Annotated in this window: 14 protein-coding genes; 7 read left to right on the top strand and 7 right to left on the bottom strand. The window is 66.4% G+C overall.

Annotated elements, in window-relative coordinates; translation table 11 throughout:
* Nucleotides 1–27 precede the first annotated feature (27 nt).
* From ORI27_RS03680 to ORI27_RS03670, 3 genes are all read left to right on the top strand, one after another.
* Complete coding sequence (locus ORI27_RS03680) at nt 28–1,674, top strand: peptide chain release factor 3 (RefSeq protein WP_265995149.1); 1,647 nt, start codon at nt 28–30, stop codon at nt 1,672–1,674.
* Nucleotides 1,675–1,768: 94 nt separating this feature from the next.
* Complete coding sequence (locus ORI27_RS03675; protein WP_265995148.1) at nt 1,769–3,388, top strand: S53 family peptidase; 1,620 nt, start codon at nt 1,769–1,771, stop codon at nt 3,386–3,388.
* Nucleotides 3,385–4,074 (top strand): hypothetical protein, encoded by a 690-nt coding sequence (locus tag ORI27_RS03670; protein ID WP_265995147.1) that lies wholly within the window; start codon nt 3,385–3,387, stop codon nt 4,072–4,074. Before ORI27_RS03675 ends, ORI27_RS03670 begins: the two co-directional genes overlap by 4 nt.
* Nucleotides 4,075–4,079: 5 nt before the next feature.
* Here the strand turns inward: ORI27_RS03670 and ORI27_RS03665 are convergent, their stop codons facing one another.
* A complete protein-coding gene (locus ORI27_RS03665) occupies nt 4,080–5,210 on the bottom strand; it encodes a zinc ribbon domain-containing protein (RefSeq protein WP_265995146.1) in 1,131 nt (376 codons plus the stop codon).
* 175 nt (nt 5,211–5,385) lie between these two features.
* The gene (locus tag ORI27_RS03660; RefSeq protein ID WP_265995145.1) at nt 5,386–6,276 is read right to left on the bottom strand and encodes a DUF732 domain-containing protein; all 891 of its coding nucleotides are present in this window, start codon (nt 6,274–6,276) and stop codon (nt 5,386–5,388) included.
* 134 nt (nt 6,277–6,410) lie between these two features.
* Here ORI27_RS03660 and ORI27_RS03655 point away from each other — a divergent pair, with 134 nt between their 5' ends.
* Both ORI27_RS03655 and ORI27_RS03650 read left to right on the top strand, forming a co-directional pair.
* The gene (locus tag ORI27_RS03655) at nt 6,411–7,442 is read left to right on the top strand and encodes a fused (3R)-hydroxyacyl-ACP dehydratase subunits HadA/HadB (protein ID WP_265995144.1); all 1,032 of its coding nucleotides are present in this window, start codon (nt 6,411–6,413) and stop codon (nt 7,440–7,442) included.
* Nucleotides 7,443–7,705: 263 nt separating this feature from the next.
* Nucleotides 7,706–9,823, top strand: a complete 2,118-nt coding sequence (locus ORI27_RS03650) for an EAL domain-containing protein (protein ID WP_265995143.1) — start codon at nt 7,706–7,708, stop codon at nt 9,821–9,823.
* Nucleotides 9,824–9,890: 67 nt separating this feature from the next.
* Here ORI27_RS03650 and ORI27_RS03645 read toward each other — a convergent pair whose 3' ends face one another.
* The 3 genes from ORI27_RS03645 to ORI27_RS03635 all read right to left on the bottom strand — a co-directional run bounded on the left by ORI27_RS03645 (nt 9,891) and on the right by ORI27_RS03635 (nt 12,739).
* The gene (locus ORI27_RS03645; protein ID WP_265995142.1) at nt 9,891–10,337 is read right to left on the bottom strand and encodes an MmpS family transport accessory protein; all 447 of its coding nucleotides are present in this window, start codon (nt 10,335–10,337) and stop codon (nt 9,891–9,893) included.
* A gap of 156 nt (nt 10,338–10,493) precedes the next feature.
* Nucleotides 10,494–11,819, bottom strand: coding sequence for an NAD(P)/FAD-dependent oxidoreductase (locus ORI27_RS03640; protein WP_265995141.1), 1,326 nt, complete (start codon nt 11,817–11,819; stop codon nt 10,494–10,496).
* Nucleotides 11,820–11,875: 56 nt separating this feature from the next.
* A complete protein-coding gene (locus ORI27_RS03635) occupies nt 11,876–12,739 on the bottom strand; it encodes a universal stress protein (RefSeq protein ID WP_265995139.1) in 864 nt (287 codons plus the stop codon).
* Nucleotides 12,740–12,906: 167 nt separating this feature from the next.
* Here ORI27_RS03635 and ORI27_RS03630 point away from each other — a divergent pair, with 167 nt between their 5' ends.
* On the top strand, nt 12,907–14,280 hold the full coding sequence (locus tag ORI27_RS03630; RefSeq protein ID WP_265995138.1) for an APC family permease: 1,374 nt from the start codon (nt 12,907–12,909) through the stop codon (nt 14,278–14,280).
* 4 nt (nt 14,281–14,284) lie between these two features.
* On the opposite strand, the gene ORI27_RS03625 is transcribed toward ORI27_RS03630, so the two are convergent.
* Both ORI27_RS03625 and ORI27_RS03620 read right to left on the bottom strand, forming a co-directional pair.
* The gene (locus tag ORI27_RS03625) at nt 14,285–15,226 is read right to left on the bottom strand and encodes a coiled-coil domain-containing protein (RefSeq protein ID WP_265995137.1); all 942 of its coding nucleotides are present in this window, start codon (nt 15,224–15,226) and stop codon (nt 14,285–14,287) included.
* Nucleotides 15,227–15,352: 126 nt separating this feature from the next.
* Nucleotides 15,353–16,102 (bottom strand): IclR family transcriptional regulator, encoded by a 750-nt coding sequence (locus tag ORI27_RS03620; protein ID WP_265995136.1) that lies wholly within the window; start codon nt 16,100–16,102, stop codon nt 15,353–15,355.
* Between the two features lie 95 nt (nt 16,103–16,197).
* Here ORI27_RS03620 and ORI27_RS03615 point away from each other — a divergent pair, with 95 nt between their 5' ends.
* Nucleotides 16,198–17,157: a TauD/TfdA dioxygenase family protein gene (locus tag ORI27_RS03615; protein ID WP_265995135.1), complete on the top strand. Its 960-nt coding sequence runs from the start codon at nt 16,198–16,200 to the stop codon at nt 17,155–17,157.
* Nucleotides 17,158–17,214: the final 57 nt, after the last annotated feature.

Raw genomic sequence — 17,214 nt, 5'->3', positions numbered from 1 at the left:
TCGCCGGCAAATACCATCGACGACGCAATGAGCGATCAAGATCTAGACATCCGCACGGCCGGCACCGGGACGGCCGCGGCGAACCGGGTGGCGGCCGAGGCCGCCCGCCGGCGCACGTTCGCCGTCATCAGCCACCCCGACGCGGGCAAGTCGACGCTGACCGAGGCGCTGGTCCTGCACGCGAAGGTCATCACGCAGGCCGGTGCCATCCACGGCAAAGCCGGACGGCGAGCCACCGTGTCGGACTGGATGGAGATGGAGCAGGCCAGGGGCATCTCGATCACGTCGACGGCGTTGCAGTTCCCTTATCACTCACCAGACGGGCAGGACTGCGTCGTCAATCTGCTCGACACCCCCGGGCACGCCGACTTCTCCGAGGACACCTACCGGGTGCTGAGCGCCGTCGACTGTGCGGTCATGCTGATCGACGCCGCCAAGGGCCTGGAACCACAGACCCTCAAGCTGTTTCAAGTATGCAAGCACCGCGGCCTGCCGATCCTCACCGTGATCAACAAGTGGGACCGGCCCGGCCGTCACGCCCTGGAGCTTCTCGACGAGATTCAGGAACGGATCGGGCTCAAACCCACCCCGCTGACCTGGCCGGTCGGGATCGCCGGAGACTTCAAGGGTGTCCTGGATCGCCGCACCGGCAACTTCATTCGCTTCACCCGCACGGCCGGCGGTGCGACCGCGGCACCCGAGGAGCACATCGCCCCGGATCGCGCGCACGACGCCGCCGGCATCGACTGGGACAACGCGGTCGAGGAATGCGAGTTGCTCTCCGCCGACGGCGGCGACCACGACCAGGAGTCGTTCCTCGGCGGCGAGACGACGCCACTCCTGTTTACCTCGGCCGCACTGAATTTCGGCGTCAACCAGCTCCTGGACAATCTGGTCCGGCTCGCGCCGCCGCCCGGCGGACAGGTCGACATCGACGGCAATGTACGGCCCGTCGACTCGGCGTTCAGCGCGTTCGTGTTCAAGGTGCAGGCGGGCATGGACTCCGCCCACCGTGATCGCATCGCCTACGCCCGGGTGTGCTCGGGAACCTTCGAGCGCGGTGATGTCCTCACCCACGCCGCCACCGGAAAGCCGTTCGTCACCAAGTACGCGCAGTCGGTGTTCGGCCAACAGCGCTCGACACTGGACAACGCCTGGCCCGGTGACGTGATCGGACTGGCCAACGCGAATGCCCTGCGACCCGGCGACACCCTCTATCGCGATGTGCCGGTGCAGTTCCCGCCGATCCCGAGCTTCTCCCCCGAACACTTCTCCGTCGCCCGGGGCACCGACCCGAGCAAGCACAAGCAGTTCCGGAAGGGCATCGAACAGCTGGAGCAGGAGGGCGTGGTTCAGGTGCTGCGCTCAGACCGGCGCGGCGAGCAGGCACCCGTGCTCGCCGCGGTGGGTCCGCTGCAGTTCGAGGTCGCCAGCCACCGGATGGCCACCGAATTCAGCGCGCCGATCTCCCTGGAGGGACTGCCCTACACGGTGGCCCGCGCCATCGATCCCGAGGACGTGGCCGCCGTCGACAAGCAGGTGTCGATGGAAGTCCTCACCCGCACCGACGGCGTCATGCTGGCGTTGTTCACCACCAAATGGCGGCTGCAGGGATTCTGTGAGGACAACCCGGGGGTGCGGCTGCGCCCGCTGGTGGCCGCAGGTGACGACTGACCAACTCTGCGATTTCGGCGCGCAAACCGTCGCTACGCGAACGGAAACGCGCCGAAATCGCCTCACAGCCGGTTATCAGGGTTGAATTCATGACATGACCGGACAACGGCGCGGGTACGCGGTGCAGGCCCTGGCAAGCGCGGTGGTTCTCGTGGTGGGACTGGTGTGTTTCGCCGCCGACCGACACGGTGGCTCGATGCGTGGTGAACAGATCGGCGGACCTTACGCACGGTTACTCGCCGGGTCGACCGACCTCGGTCCCGCGCGCACCGACCTCGTCGAACTCGTCGCCACGCTGCACCAGCCGTCCCCACCCGTCCAACTCGACGCATGGGCTCGCACACAGGGACTCTCGGTGCGCTGGCGCGACGGCGACGGCTGGGCCGTCATCGAAGGTGCCCCCGCGGCGGTAGCCCGCGCGTTCGGTGTCACAGTCCACGATTACCGTACCCGCGGTGGCCCCCATGCCGGCCAGGTGTTCTACGCCTCACCGCAGCAGCCCGGCATCCCGGCCACCGCTCGCAGCGAGGTGTCCGGCGTCGGCCGCATCCTCGATTATCTGCCCTACCGGGAGACGGTCCCGCCGACCCCGCCGCTCGACGTCCCCGACGGCGGTCTGTTACCCGACCAGCTGCTCAGCGCCTACAACGTCACGCCGTTGACCCAACAGGGCTACACGGGCAAGGGCCAGACGGTCGTGGTGTTCGGTTTCGACGGATTCCTACAACAGGACATGGACAGCTTCGCCGCGTGGTTCCACCTGCCGCCGTTCGTCCCGGAAGTGGTCGGGGGTATGCCGCAACGCCGCGGCGGCGAAGCCAACATGGACTTGCAGGTGATCCACGCCGTCGCTCCGGACGCGAAGCTGGTCCTGGTCAATGCCCGGCCCTCGGTGGAGAGCGGCGGGGGCTTCCTGAGTCTGGCGAAGCTGCTGGAATCGGTGGACCACCAGTATCCGGGCGCGATCTGGAGTTTCTCGATCGGCTGGGGCTGCGACCGCCTGTTCACCGCGGCGGATCTGGCGCCGGTGCGCGCGGCCCTGGTAGCGGCTCTGCGCCGAGGCACCAGCGCGTTCATCGCCACCGGCGACCTCGCCGGACTGGAGTGCAAGGGCGGCCACAACTGGGCGGATCCGCCCAGCCCCGACGATGTCGGCGTCGATGCCGTGGGATCGATTCCGGAGATCACCGCGGTCGGCGGCACCCGGTTGTCCACGGACGCCGACGGGCGCTGGCTGGCCGAGCAGTCCTGGTACGACGTTCCTCTCACCCAGGGAACCGCGGGCGGTGTCTCGGAACTGTACGCCCGCCCGTCGTGGCAGACCGTCGACCCTGGCGCCGGTCCCCCCGGCAAGCGGCTGGTGCCCGACATCTCCGCGGTGGCCGACCCGAACACCGGTGTCAAGATCGTGTTCAACCAGCAGGTCCAAGTCGGCGGCGGGACATCCCAATCGGCACCGATCTGGGCCGGAATGGCAGCGGTCATCAACGAGAGACTGTCCGCGATCGGTGACAAGCCGCTCGGGGACATCAATCCCGTCCTCTACAAGGTGGCCCAGGGCTCACGCCTGCCGGCCTTCCACGACATCCGCCTCGGTGGCAACGCGATCAGCACCGGAAGCCTGACCGGCTTCGACATGGTGACCGGCTTGGGGACGCCCAACGTGGAGAATCTGGTGAAAGCCATTCTGCTGGCTCGATCGGCGGGCCGATGACCGAGGAGAAGGCCACCACCACCACGGAGCGGCGTCAGCGCCGTCCTCAGTATTTTCTCGTCCTCGGATTGTGGGTCGTCGGCCTGGTCGCGGCGCTGATGGTGCTGACCGTCATCGACCACCGGGTGACCAACGCACCGCTCTACGTCTGCCCGCCAGACTGCGGCCGACCCCCTACCGGGTTGCCGGTGGCCAACAACCCGCGCTTCGTCGCGCCGGACGGGGAGTTCTCGGTGTCCTATCCGGCACCCGGCGCGGCCTACACCGTAACCACCCAACCCAACGGGGTGAGCGCCGAATGGACCGCCGGTGATGGCGGGACTCTCCGGTTGTTCAGCCGGCCCGCCGAGGGGCGCGACGCCCGCCAGGTTGTCGAGCAGGTCATGGCCGACGATTTCCCCGACTCAGTGGTCGCCTACGAATTGCCGAACGCCACAGTCGGTTTTCAGCTCGGTTACGGCGTGGTCGCCAACTTCCAACCGGACATGCGAGCAGACCCGTTACGGGTCATCGTCATCGCCGCGGTCAAGAACGATCTCGCTCTGGTGGCCTCCGCCGACGGGCCGTTCCGGGAGTTCAGCCCCGAGTTCGGGCCAGGCCCGCCGTCGGCGGCCAACCTGCAGATCGCCCAGGACATGGGCAAGTACGTCGACAGCTTCAGCTGGCGCGACGACCCGCCGGCCTGATCCGGTCAGGTCGATGTGTCTTCTTCGACCGGAGCCGCTGTCCTGCGGCGGAGGCGGGTCGAGCGCGACGACGCGCGCGCGGCCGCCCCGCACAGCGGGCAGAACGGCATGTCGGGCACCACCTGCTGGCAATAGGTACAGACGATCGGCTCTCCGCCGGGCGGATCGGGCTCTTCGTTGAGGAGCGCGATCTGCAGGCCGGCTCGCAGTGTGACCAGGGCGATGGCCGCCAGCGCCACGTTGGCCACCAACTCGGCGGTGCGCTCCAGTTGGGCGGCATCGACCATGTACACCGCTGTATAGACAAGTAGTGCGATCACCGTGAGGATCGCCAGGGCCGTTCGCGGCCGCACCCGGCCGCGCCCGCGCGGCCGGCCAACGCGCATCCACAGCGTCAGTCCGAGCAGGCCGCCGAGCGAAGCCGCGGTCACCGGGTCGACGAAGCCGTACAGGATGGCTTCCTCGAGGAGTCGCCATGGTCCGTAGTCGGCGAGGATGTCCGTCGTGAACTGCGGCGCGAACCAGGTGAGAGTGCCTGCGCCCGAATAGAACAAGGCGCCGAGCGCACCGGTGACGAAACCATCCAGCGACTCATGCGTGGGCAGGCGCAGTAGCCGCACCACCACCACCGGCAACAACATCGGCACTATCCCGGCCAGCGTGATGACCAGGCCGAAGTTGATCACATGCTGCAGTTGCGAACTGACGCCCAGCGGGATGTCGTACGAGTCAGCGACGATCTGACCCGTCCACAGCCACCACCCCACGCCGAATACGACGCCCAGTACGGGGGCGAGCAGCCAGGCCCGACGGGGCATGTCCCGGAACACGTCGGACTGCCACAGGTACAGCACGAACAACAACTCCGCGCCGAGGGAGGCGGTGATGACCAGCGGACCGAGCAACCGGAGCATGGAGAACCCGACCAACGCGGTCAGCAGCAGAGCCATCCCGTGCCGAAACGGAGTGCGGATGCGTTCGGGCAACCGCGGGAACAGCGAACTGGTCACCATCGGGAGGTAGACCGGCTCACGGGGAGCCACGGCGAAGGCCTTGGGTCGCAGGAAAGCCCGGCTGCCGGGCTCCGGCCCCCTGAGGTCGGCGCCGCAATCGCTGCAGAACGCCGCTGTAGGCACCGTCGACCCACAGTGCGGACATTGCCGCGGCATCAAGTGATCAGGTTGGCGGACCGTCATTCTGCGGGTGAGGCTACCCCAAAGGCGCCCGCGCTCCCCTGGTAAGCAACTACTGCGCGAGGGTCGTCGGGAAGTTCGGGCCGAATCGGACCCCGCCGCCGACGCCCGAACCCGGTCAGTGACCCAGGTGGATCTGAACTCCTCGGGCCAGGAGTTGTTCGAAGCTGTAGCTGAATTCGCCGCGCCTGCCGACCGATACGACGTAACGATCCTGTCCCTCGGTGATGGGAAATGAGAAGGAAAACGTGCAATTGGCGCCGTCGCTCTTCCCGGCACCGAGCGACGTGGTGGTGAGCGTCTCCCCCTTGTCGTTCTTGACGATCACCGGGGTGCTGCTGCCGACGTCGGCGTATCCATTCGTTCCACGGCACGACGCCCCGTCCGTTTCGATCGCTCCCGTGCCAAGGCTATCGGTCAGGACGAAAACCCCTGATATTTTTGCCGATTCGAGGACCCGGAAGCCCTGGTTGAACTGCGGACAGAACGAGTCGACGGCGATCTTGTCAGCCAGCACACCCTGTTGTGGTCCGCCGTGTTCGAGCTGACTGCACACGTCATGCCCGTGGGCGACGGCATTGGCCTGCGAATTGAATTGGTTCATCAGCCCCGCGGTTTCGAGGGCTTGGACATAGTCGGTCTCGGGCGGTCGCCCCGGCCGATGGCCTGCCCACAGCAGTGCACCGATCACCGCACCGACCATGGCGATGACCGCCGTCGTCACACCGGTCGCCAGCCAGGTCGACCTGATACTCGACCGTGCGGCGGGCACCTCCACATACGCCGGCAGCATCCGACCGCCGACCGGGTCGTCGGACTGAGCCCGACCGTTGCGGACCCGGTTGGTCGGCCGCCCGGCGACGTAATACCGTCCCTCGAAGCGGGCCGTCGGATCCGGCCGCCACCCGGTCAACGCGTTCTGTGTTCGCGCGCCGCCGCAGCGCGCGCATGTGCCAGTGCCGTCGAGGTCGGCCCCGCAGTAGGGGCATACCGTCGGCGTTCCGGTCATCGCTGTCCCCAACCGCCGTACGCTCGGTGCTCCTGGATAGCCGAATCGTATCGGCGTGTGATGCCCGGTTGTCCGCGCGTTAGTGTGCTTTGGTCGCGTCAGCGAACCAGCGAAAAGAAAAGATGAGCACATCCATGACCGCACCAGCACAAACATCGCCGCTTGAAGCGCGGGTCGGCCACTACTACCAGATGGACGGCACCTACCTCGTCGGCCGCGAGAAGCTGCGGGAATATGCCCGGGCGGTGCAGGACTATCACCCCGCGCACTGGGATGTCGCCGCGGCCGCCGAACTGGGCTACTCGGATGTGATCGCACCGCTGACGTTCACCTCGGCGCCGGGTATGCAATGCAATCGCCGGATGTTCGAATCGATCGTCGTCGGTTACGACACCTACCTTCAGACCGAGGAAGTCTTCGAGCAGCACCGGCCGATCGTTGCCGGCGACGAGCTGGTCATCGATGTCGAGCTGACGTCGGTCCGCCGGACCGCGGGCCGAGACTTCATCACCGTGACGAACACTTTCACCGACACCGCGGGCGAGCGGGTGCATACCCTGCACACCACAGTCGTCGGTGTCACCGGCGAGGACATCGACGCCGGCGTCAAGGCGGCCGTGCAGAAGGCCATGATGCACGACATGAACATTCTCGAGGTCGGCAGATCCGATGCCGACTACGTGAAGGAACTGCGGCCCGAGGGTGAGACCCGGATCGCCCAGAGCGGCCTGACCCGCACGCCGGGGACCCGCAAGTTCGAGGACGTTACGGTCGGCGACGAGATCGCGGTCCATCACACCCGGGTCTCCCGCGGTGACCTGGTGAACTATGCCGGGGTGGCCGGTGACGCCAACCCGATCCACTGGGACGAGGACATCGCCAAGTTGGCCGGGCTACCCGACGTGATCGCCCACGGAATGCTCACCATGGGCTTGGGCGCCGGTTATCACTCCGCGTGGTCGGGCGATCCCGGTGCCGTCACCCGGTTCGCGGTGCGGCTGTCCCAACCGGCGGTGGTGTCCGCCAAGGAGGGCGCCGACATCGAGTTCAGCGGCCGCATCAAGTCGCTGGACCCCGAAACCCGTTCCGGTGCTGTGCTCGTCGGCGCGAAGTCGGGCGGTAAGAAGATCTTCGGCCTGGCGACGATGAACGTGCGCTTCAGCTGAGTCGGCCCGGCCCAGTCCCGCGAACGTCCGAGAGCCATCGGCCGATCCCCCGCAGGTCGGCGACGGTCCGACTCCACCCGGCGCAGTGCCGCATTGACGGCCGGCGCGGCCTCACAGCTGGTCGGATCCTGCAGAACGACCCGCCCTCCGGCGGCCGCGACCACCGCGGCCCCTGAATCGCTGCTCATCGGCGCACCGCCAATCCCTTGGCTTGCGCCGTCATTCCCGTGCGGGTTCGGTAGCGGTGGGGTCTACTAATGGCTATGCGGTTCGAGGGGGACGGCGAGCCCCTCTCCGACGTTGGGCCAGAGATCCCTGTCGAACTGGTCCGCACACTGCTGGGTCTCCTGCGACGCCGTCTCGGCCTGGACACCGCATGGTTGTCCTCCTTCCGCGACGGCATTCAGGTGTTCGAAGTGCTCGACGGCGAAGCCGAAACTCTGGGTCTGTCGTCAGGTGACCGAACCAATCTGTCCGACACCTACTGTGTGCGCGTCATCGACGGGCGCCTGCCGGCGATCATTCCGGACACCGCGGCCAATCAGACCACCCGCGCACTGCCGATGACCCGCGCATTGAAACTCGGCGCCTATGTGGGTGTGCCGGTACCCAGCCCCACCGGGGCGACGATCGGGATGGTGTGCGCCGTCAGCCGGGAGGCCAAGCCGTACCTCGCCGACACCGACCTGCGCGTGGTCAACCAGGTCGCCGACCTCATCGGGACGCTCCTCGAATCCCCGGTGAAATTGCCCGACACCACCGCGGCCCAGTGCGCGGCAATGCAAAAGGTGTTGTCCCAGAACGACTTCGAAGTGGTCTTTCAGCCGGTCCACGACGTGGCCTCCGGCAGGGTGATCGGGGTCGAGGCGCTCGCGCGCTTTCCGCACGCTCCATTCCGTCCCGACGCCTTTATCGCGCGGGCGGCGCAGATGGGACTGGGGATCGCGTTGGAGACCGCGATCCTCAACCGCGTCATCTCGCTGGTGCCGCGGTTACCCGAAGACGCATTCGTGGCGGTGAACATCTCCCCCGCGGCGGCTTCGGTCGCGCCATGGGGTCAGCTGCTGGGCGACGTCGACCCGACCCGAATCGTATTGGAACTCACCGAACACGACGCCGTCATGGACTACGGCGCACTCGATGAGGCACTCGATCCCTGTCGGTCTCGGGGCGTCCGGATCGCGGTCGACGACGTCGGTGCCGGATTCTCCTCGTTCTCCCATGTGCTCGAGCTGGGACCCGAATTCGTCAAGATCGACCAGTCGATCACCCGTAATATCGATGTCGACGATGCCCGCCGCCGGCTGGCGCAAGCCATCGCCGAGCTCGCCGGACAGATGGGCGCCACCGTGATCGCCGAAGGTGTGGAAAGCCAGGGTGAGCTCGACGTCGTGAGCGCCGTCGGTATCACTGCTGCACAAGGGTTCTACCTGAGTCGTCCGCGGCCCCTCGCGCACGGATTTCGGGCTGCCGACGGCACCGCGGCACCGGCCGATCTTCTGCAGACGACCGTCGACCTGCTCGGTGAGCGGCGGTTCGAGCTGGCGCTCGCTCATTCCCCCATCGGTATGGCCGTCGTCGGTTTGGACGGGACATTCCTACGCACCAACCGGGCGCTGCGGGCCATGCTCGGTTACAGCAAATGGGAACTGGCCGATCTGACCTTCCAGGAGATCACCCACCCCGAGGATCTGGACGCCGACGTGGCCCTGCTGAACGAGTGCCTCGAGGGACGGCGGCGTTCCTACCGGATCGACAAGCGCTACATCGCCGCCGACGGTCACATCGTATGGGGCGCACTCACCGTCGTGATCGTGCACGCCCCGCGGGATCGGCCGCGCTACTTCGTATCTCAGATCGTCGACGTGACCGCCGACCGCCTCCGTGAAGCCGACCTGGCCCGACAAGCTGCCACCGATCCGCTCACCTCGATCGCCAACCGGTCGGCCGGCTGGAAGCGGCTCGAACAGCTCGATGCGAGCGGGGCGGGCTATGGAGTTCTGTTCTGCGATATCGAGCGATTCAAGTCCATCAACGACCAGCGCGGCCACCGCGCCGGCGATCGGTTGCTGGTCGAAGTCGCCTGCCGCCTGCGCGAGGCCGTCAGGGACGCCGATATGGTGACCCGTTGGGGTGGCGACGAATTCCTCGTGATCACCGACCTTGTCGACGACCCGGAGTTGGAGCGGATGGCCGAGAAGATCACCGACGATCTGGACAACAAGCCGGTGACGCTCAGCGACGGGACCCAGGTCTCGGTCGGATTGACCATCGGGTGTGCAGCCCATCGCCCGGGCGACGAACGCTCGGTCGACACCGTGCTCGACCTGGCCGACCGGGCCATGTACGAGAAGCGCCAGCACCGCCGCGGCCGACGCTAGCCGCTACGAACATTCATCGGCGGTATCCCGATGCTGCGGTCGCCGATCGGATCGAGCATCCGCTGATTCATCCCGACTTGTCCAGGCAATAGGTGAACGCGTTGAGCGTGTGCACCGTTCGCTCGTCTTTCACCGCATCGTCGATCTTGATCCGGCAGCCGATCCAGTCACTGTCGCCCTGGGCGGAGACGTTGACGAAGACCGCCGGTTGGGTGGTGGTCGTGTCGTAGGCCCACGGCAGGGTGACGCCGTCGGCCCGCTGAGGTTGAGCGTTGACATCGGTATAGGTGATCGTGGCGATCGTGCCCGGCGGGCCGAAAACCTCCATGACCACGTGCTTCGGGTTGAACGGGACAATGTCGTTACCGGCACCGCTCGGAGTCGACGTGACGTCCTGGGAGCCGAAGATGCCGTGCAGCCGGTAGACCGCGAACCCGGCCACCGCCACCACGACCACCGCGACCAGCAGCATCCAGCGTTTGCTCAATCGGCGTCCGATTGAAACCCGCTGCATCCGTGACCCTTTCGTGAACGGCGACAGGCGCTGACGGCGAGGACAGTTTTGTAGGTCGGCTTATCAACTAGATTGACCGTACGGTACCGGACCGGACTGCACAACACCGAACCGGGCGTCCGCGGCGTCTCGTCGCGGCCGGATTCGTCACTCGCGCTAGCGCTGGTGCACCGATTCCCAGGTGTACGGGTCCTCGGGGTGGCCGGAGCCGCCCAGGATGAAGGTCCGGTCGCTGCGATCGGACCGCGCGATGGCCGCGAGCCACGTCGCGACGGTGCTGAAGCGATTCCGCACCCCGGTGAGAAATGCGATGTGGATGAAGCCCCAGCCGAGCCAGCCGAGGCGTCCGCAGAGCTTCACCGGTCCGGCCTGCAGTACCGCGTGGCCACGACTGATGTACGCGGCGGATCCGAGGTCGCGATAGCGGAACGGCTTCCGGGGGTCGCCGTCGAGGTCGCGCCTGATGCACCCGGCAGCGTGCAGTCCGCCCTGCATGGCGTTCTCCGCGACGCCGGGCAACTCGTCGCGGCCGGCGAGGTCCCCGATGACGAAGACCTCGGGATGCCCGGGCACCGAGAGGTCGGCGTCTACGGCGATGCGGCCGGATCGGTCGGCCTGGGCACCGAGCATCTCGGCGGCGTGCCGAGCGAACGGCACCGCCTCGACCCCGGCGGTCCACAGCACGGTGCGGGCCGGGTAGTCCTGGCTCGCGCCACTGTGTTTCGAGGTGACGGTGACCCCGTCGCGACTGACGTCGGTGACGTGCACACCGAAGTGCATCTCCACGCCCAACTTCTCGAGGATCCCCTGCGCCCGTTCGGCCAGGGCGGGGGCGAAGCTCTTGAGCACGCGGTCACCACCGTCGAACAACAGCACCCGAGCCTCCTCCGGCTGGATGCTGTGGAACTCGTTCGCCAACGATCGCGTGGCCAACTCCCGGATCTGGCCCGCCAATTCGACACCCGTGGGACCCGCGCCGGTCACCGCGAAGGTCAGCCACCGGTCACGCTCGGGGCCGGGCGGCAAGGTCTCGGCGATCTCGAACGCGGCGAACACCCGCCGCCGGATGGTGATCGCGTCGTCCAACGTCTTCATCCCGGGCGCCCAGGTTGCGAACTCATCCTTGCCGAAATACGACTGGCACATCCCGGCGGCGATCACCAGATAGTCGTAATCGAGGTCGAACGTTGTCTCGTCGGGGCGACGGGCCGTGACTCGGCGCGCACCGGCGTCGAGCCGGATCGCCTCGCCGAGCAATGTCGTGACATTGCGATGGTCGGCGAGCTCCTCGCGCAGCGACCGGCTGATCTGTCCGATGCTCAGCGTTCCGGTCGCGCATTGATACAGCAGCGGCTGGAACACATGGCAGGCCGCACGGTCCAGAAGGGTGACGTCTGCGTCGACATTCTGGAACCGACGCGCGCAGAAGAGACCGCCGAACCCGCCGCCGATGATGACCACTCTGGGCCGCCCGTTACCCATCTCTCAACTCCTACCCGCTGGAAGCCGATTCACCCCAGAGGTGCCATTTGCTCCGGTCAGCCGCGCGGCCACACGATCATGGGCACCGCCAACGCCCGCATGATCTTGCTTGCCGAATGGCCGAGGAAGAGCCGCTTCGGCTGCGCCAGCCGGCTGGAGCCGACGAGCACGATCTCGCTGTCCTGGAAGTCCAGCTCCTGCACTGCGTCCTCAAGCGAATGTCCCTGTCCCACAACACTCGTCACCACGGCGCCGGTTCCAAGCGCGGCAGTCGCCTTGTCCACCAGAGCGGCGGCATGCTGATGCGCCAGCTGGGTCCACTCGTAGCGGCGCTCATCGCTACCACCCTCGCCGACAGCGATGAGCGACATCAGCCGCAGCGGCACCTTCCACTCGGCCGCCAGGCGAATCGCGTTGTCGACCAGGTTCTCGTTACCCGGGCGCATCCCTATCGCACAGGTGATTCGGGTGACACGGGCCTGGGGTTCGTACTCGGTAGGGGCGAGGGCCACCGGTACCTCCGAGGCGTGCAGCAGAGCGTCGGCCAGACTTCCCAGCCCGAACCGCCCGCTGCGGACGCGGTGGAAGGTGCCGACCACGATCAGCGCCGCCTCGCCCTGGTCGGGATCAGTCGCGGCGTCGAGCAGTCCCTCGGTGATGGAGTCCGCTCTGCGCAGGTGACCTTCGGCCGTGACGTCGACCGGCACCTGTGCCAGCCCGTCCGCAAGCCATTCCCGGCCCTGCTCCTCGAGCTCGGCGTTGAACGCGTCATCGGGTGAGTAGCGATGAAAGGTCGGGGCGTCACTGGGCAGAACCGAGACCAGATCCAGTGTTGCGCCCGAAGACCGGGCCAGGGTCGCCGCGAGATTGACCGCATCGAGGCCGCGGTGGCGGGGGCCATAACCGACGACGTACCGCATGCTTGGTGACGCTAACACGGGCGATGGGCGCGGGCTCGTCTACTGCAGAAACGTTCTCGCCCTGGGAAGCTGAGCGGGTTGGTGTCGTGCAAACAATGCCGGAGCATCCGCCGCTGTGGTAAGCCACAGCGTACGAATCCGGACGATCTGATGATGGTGGGTCGAAGATGAGTCAACTTGCCTCCGGGCCGAAGGGCACCACCCAGCTCGCCCGGACGCTAGGACTGTGGGCGATCGTGGGCCTCGGCCTGGGCTACATGACGCCGACGGTCGTGTTCGACACCTTCGGCATCGTCTCGACCGAGACCGGGAACGTCGTCCCGACCGCCTACATCTTCGCGCTGGTGGTCATGATGTTCACCGCGATCAGCTATGGCCGGATGACACAAATCTTCCCGTCCGCCGGTTCGGCCTACACCTACACCACCGAGACCATCAGCCCCAACCTCGGCTTCCTGATCGGGTGGTCGGCGTTACTCGACTATCTGCTGCTGCCGTTGGTCAACGCGCTGATCATCCGCAGCTATCTGTATTCGTTCTTCCCGTCGGCCCCGGCCTGGATCTGGGTCGTCGTCTACGTCGCCATCATCACCGGGATGTGTTTGTTCAGCATGACCAACACCTCGCGGGTCAACATGCTGCTGGTGGTCTTCGAGGTGGTCCTGATCGGAGTGTTCCTCATCCTGGCCGCAAAGTCTCTGATCGACGGGATGGGCAACGGGACCCTGTTCTCCACAAAACCGCTGTGGCACGAGGGCGTCCACCTCAATCTGGTGATCACCGGAGCCACCATCGTGGCCTTCTCGTTCATCGGTTTCGACGCGATCACGATGTACACCGAAGAAGCCAAGGATGCATCCCTCGTGCCGAAAGCGATCATGCTGGCACTGCTGATCGGTGGTGCCATCTTCTTCGTCACCGCGTTCTTCACCCAGTCCCTGTTTCCGGACGTGTCGCACTTCAGCCAGGAATCGCTGGAGAACAGCGCGCTGCCCGAGATCGCCTTCAACGTCGGCGGGCACCTGTTCAAGATCCTGTTGACCTCGGCGGCGTTCGCGGCCACGGTGGCTTCCAGCCTTGCTTCCCACGCATCGGTCTCACGGCTGCTCTACGTCATGGGGCGCAACGGTCGCGGCCCGATCGGGCGCTTCTTCGGGTACCTGCACCCGAGCTTTCAAACCCCCGCGTACGCAATCATCTTCGTCGGTGCGGTGTCGCTGCTGGCGATTGGGTTCAACCTCGACTTCGTGGCCTCGCTGATCAACTTCGGCGCCTTGGTCGCGTTCACATTCGTGAACCTGACCGTGATCGTCTACTTCGCCTACCGCCGCCGCGAAGTCCATGGCGCCCGTCAGATATTGCGGAACATCGCGCTGCCGGCAATCGGCGTGCTGCTCACAGTCGTTCTGTGGCTGTACCTTTCGGCCGACTCCACCCGGTACGGCATCATCTGGTTCGGCATCGGGATCGTGGTGCTGCTGTGGCTGACGCGCTTCTTCCGCCGGCCGATCACCGTCAACATGGGTGAGGCCGAAGCCTAAGCGGTCAGAAGACCGTGATGTGGACGTGGTTGAAGTGGTTGGCCACTCGCCACATCGTGTACGACACCCCGAAGCGATCCGACTGACTCTGGATGTCGGCATTGATCGCGTCACCCAATGCCATATCCGAGCCGATCATGATGTCCAGGGCGTGGCCACTGGGGTGATCGGGAAGCGAATCAGCGCGTACACCGCCGATGGACTGCACACCGGGGAAGGTGGCAATGATGTACGCCGCCAGCGTTCGCGCGTTGGGAACCAGACCGCCCATCCCGACCGTGGGGATCGCACCACCCGGTCCCAACAGAGCCTGCTGAGCGGCCGGCAGCGCGTAATAGGTCGCCCGGACCAATCGGACCTGGCCCTCGACCTCCGCTTGCTTGGTCTCCAGATCGCTACGCACGACTGCCGCAGCGTCGGCGGCCTCTTTGGCGGCGGCCGCCGATTCGGCCGAGGCCGCCGCGGCGGTATCGGCCTGCCGCTGGGAGTCGCGGAAGTCCCGCAACTGCTCGGACATCTGGTCGGTGATCGTCCGCTGGAAGGCCAACTCGTCAATCAGGCGCTGGGGCGAGGCGGCCGTGAAGAACGCACTCACGCTATCGGTGCGCCCGCCGGCATAGAACGCGGCCGCGGCCTTGTCGACGGTCCCCTGATAGTCGGCCAGCTGCGCGTTGGTGGCTTCGAGCACCGCCAGGTCCTCGGCGTGCCTGCGCTCCGCGTCACTCTGCAGCTGCAACTTCGTGTCGAGGTCTAGCTGGACGGACTGGGCGGTTTCGATCAGCTCCTCGGCCTGCCTGGTCAGCTCGTTCAGCTTGGCCAGCTCGTCCACTTCCGGCTCGGCGTACGCAAACCCGGCGGACACCACACAGAGCGCCGTCACTATCGCGGCTGCCGCCGCTGTCCTGCTCGGACCGAATTTCGGCGCGATAGGCCGGTGCAACTTCACGAGTGCGCATCCTTAACTGCCGCCGACGTCGTCTTCGTCGAACATGCCGACCCATGTGCCTCAGGTCACGGAAAGGTTACGAAACGGCGCGGAGGTTGTCCAACCGTGGGGTCCGCGAGCGCGCGGCTAGCTCGTCACATCTCGGGTCGATACTGAACTCGGGGCGCCGCGCGACAGCGAGTTGGCAGCCCGACAAACCAGTGCGGCCAGTCGCGAGTGGCTGTCGGGCTGCATCCGCTCGGCCGGACCGCTGATCGCGACCACCCCGATGGGACGGCCGTCCACCTCGAATACCGGCGCGGCGATGGTCATGCTGGGAGCGTTCACGTCGCCGCTGGCGGCATAGCCCTGGGCGCGGCACGCGTCCAGCAGAGCAGCCAGCGCCGCATCGGGCGGCCCACCGAGCAGTTCGGCTTGCCGCTCGTCGCTGAGGAAGGGAAGCAGGATGCGCCCGGTGGCGCTCTCGCGCGCGGGGACGGGGGTCCCGATGCGCGGCACCATGCGCAGCGGCTGTTGACTCTCCGCCACCTGGGATACCACCAGGCGCGGGCCGTCCGGCTCGTTGAAAATCGCCGTCTCACCGGTCTGCACCGCCAGCTGTTCCAGCACCTGCTGGATGCTCTGGCGCAGGTCGGACTTGGCGCGTGCGCTGTGGGCGATGTGCTGGACGCGCGCGGTGGGTTCCCACCGCGTCATCTGGTCCTCGCGCGGCTGAATCCACCCCTGCTCAGACAGCGTCACCAGCGAGCGCTGCACCGCGCTCTTGTCCATGCCCAGCATCCGCGACAAGGCCGCGACACCCACCGGCTGATGGGCGGCCACCGCCTCGAACACGGTGAGAACGCGCGCACCCGTCGAACTGCCCTTGACGGCCAATCGGCACCTCGTTACAGTCTGTGTTAGTTAGTGATTCACTGTATCACTTAATGACATGTTAGCAACGACCTCGGCGCGAAGGGAAACCAAACACCATGTCGTCCGCCCACTTCAGACCCCTGCGGGAAGACCTTTCGTTCGGCGCGCGGGTCAGCGGCGTCACGCACGCAGCGCTGGAAGACGAACACCTCCGCGACCGGCTCCGCCGCGTCTTCGACGAGCGCGGGATGATCCTGTTCGAGGACGTCGAACCCGACCCCGAACTACAAGTCGAGATCAGCAAGGTGTTCGGTCCGCTCAAGGACCATCCGGTTCCGTCCGTGCCGCGCGCCAACGGCGCCCTGCATCCGGGCGTCGTCGAGATCGGCCAGGCACCGCGTGAGGGCAACATCGTCATGGTCGACGGCAAGGAGGTCACGTCGTGGCTGCCCTGGCACTTCGACCATTGCTACAACAACGAACTCAACTACGCGGGTGTGCTGCGCTGCGTGACCGGCGTCAGCGAGGGCGGCCAGACCGGATTCGCCGACGGTATCGAGCTTTACCAGGCGCTGTCGCCGGCACTGCGACAGCAGATCGAGGACCGCAACGTCCTGTACAGCTTGAATCTGCGCTTCCGGGACATGCGCTTTGGCCTGACCGACGGATTCCGCGAGGTTCAGCCCCATCTGCGCCTGCAAGAGACGATCGACTTCGGCAAGAAGAACCTCCCGCGTGCCGTCCATCCTGCGGTGTGGACCCGCCGCAGCGGCGAGAAGGTACTGCACATCTCTCCGTGGATGGCAGAGGGTCTCGAGGGTGACGAAACCGCCGACGGAGACCAGCTCCTCGAAGCGGTGTGCAAGGCGATGCTGGCTGCGATCAAGCCCTACTTCCACACGTGGCGGCCCACCGACATGGTGATCTGGGACAACCTGCGGATGCTGCACGCCGTCACCGGTCACGATCCGAACGAAGCCCGGTACATGCACCGCACCACGATCAAGGGCGATTACGGCCTGGGCTATTTCGAGGGAAACGTGCAAGGCGACAGGATCCTCGAGATGACGGTCTGAGCATCGGTACGAGGTCGGCGCCACCGGCCGGACCAGACTCCCCAAGCGGTTCGGCGG

Origin of the sequence: Mycobacterium pinniadriaticum (assembly GCF_026242045.1) — a bacterium.
Taxonomy (GTDB): domain Bacteria; phylum Actinomycetota; class Actinomycetes; order Mycobacteriales; family Mycobacteriaceae; genus Mycobacterium; species Mycobacterium pinniadriaticum.
The sequence above is the reverse complement of the archived record's forward strand: the minus strand, read 5'-3'. Positions and strand labels throughout refer to the sequence as shown.

What these genes read in the sequence shown, in the direction of transcription:
- ORI27_RS03680 (WP_265995149.1), top strand. Translation starts at nt 28, where the DNA reads ATGAGCGATCAAGATCTAGACATCCGCACGGCCGGCACCGGGACGGCC.
- ORI27_RS03675 (WP_265995148.1), top strand. Translation starts at nt 1,769, where the DNA reads ATGACCGGACAACGGCGCGGGTACGCGGTGCAGGCCCTGGCAAGCGCG.
- ORI27_RS03670 (WP_265995147.1), top strand. Translation starts at nt 3,385, where the DNA reads ATGACCGAGGAGAAGGCCACCACCACCACGGAGCGGCGTCAGCGCCGT.
- ORI27_RS03660 (WP_265995145.1), bottom strand. Translation starts at nt 6,276, where the DNA reads ATGACCGGAACGCCGACGGTATGCCCCTACTGCGGGGCCGACCTCGAC.
- ORI27_RS03655 (WP_265995144.1), top strand. Translation starts at nt 6,411, where the DNA reads ATGACCGCACCAGCACAAACATCGCCGCTTGAAGCGCGGGTCGGCCAC.
- ORI27_RS03650 (WP_265995143.1), top strand. Translation starts at nt 7,706, where the DNA reads ATGCGGTTCGAGGGGGACGGCGAGCCCCTCTCCGACGTTGGGCCAGAG.
- ORI27_RS03645 (WP_265995142.1), bottom strand. Translation starts at nt 10,337, where the DNA reads ATGCAGCGGGTTTCAATCGGACGCCGATTGAGCAAACGCTGGATGCTG.
- ORI27_RS03640 (WP_265995141.1), bottom strand. Translation starts at nt 11,819, where the DNA reads ATGGGTAACGGGCGGCCCAGAGTGGTCATCATCGGCGGCGGGTTCGGC.
- ORI27_RS03635 (WP_265995139.1), bottom strand. Translation starts at nt 12,739, where the DNA reads ATGCGGTACGTCGTCGGTTATGGCCCCCGCCACCGCGGCCTCGATGCG.
- ORI27_RS03630 (WP_265995138.1), top strand. Translation starts at nt 12,907, where the DNA reads ATGAGTCAACTTGCCTCCGGGCCGAAGGGCACCACCCAGCTCGCCCGG.
- ORI27_RS03615 (WP_265995135.1), top strand. Translation starts at nt 16,198, where the DNA reads ATGTCGTCCGCCCACTTCAGACCCCTGCGGGAAGACCTTTCGTTCGGC.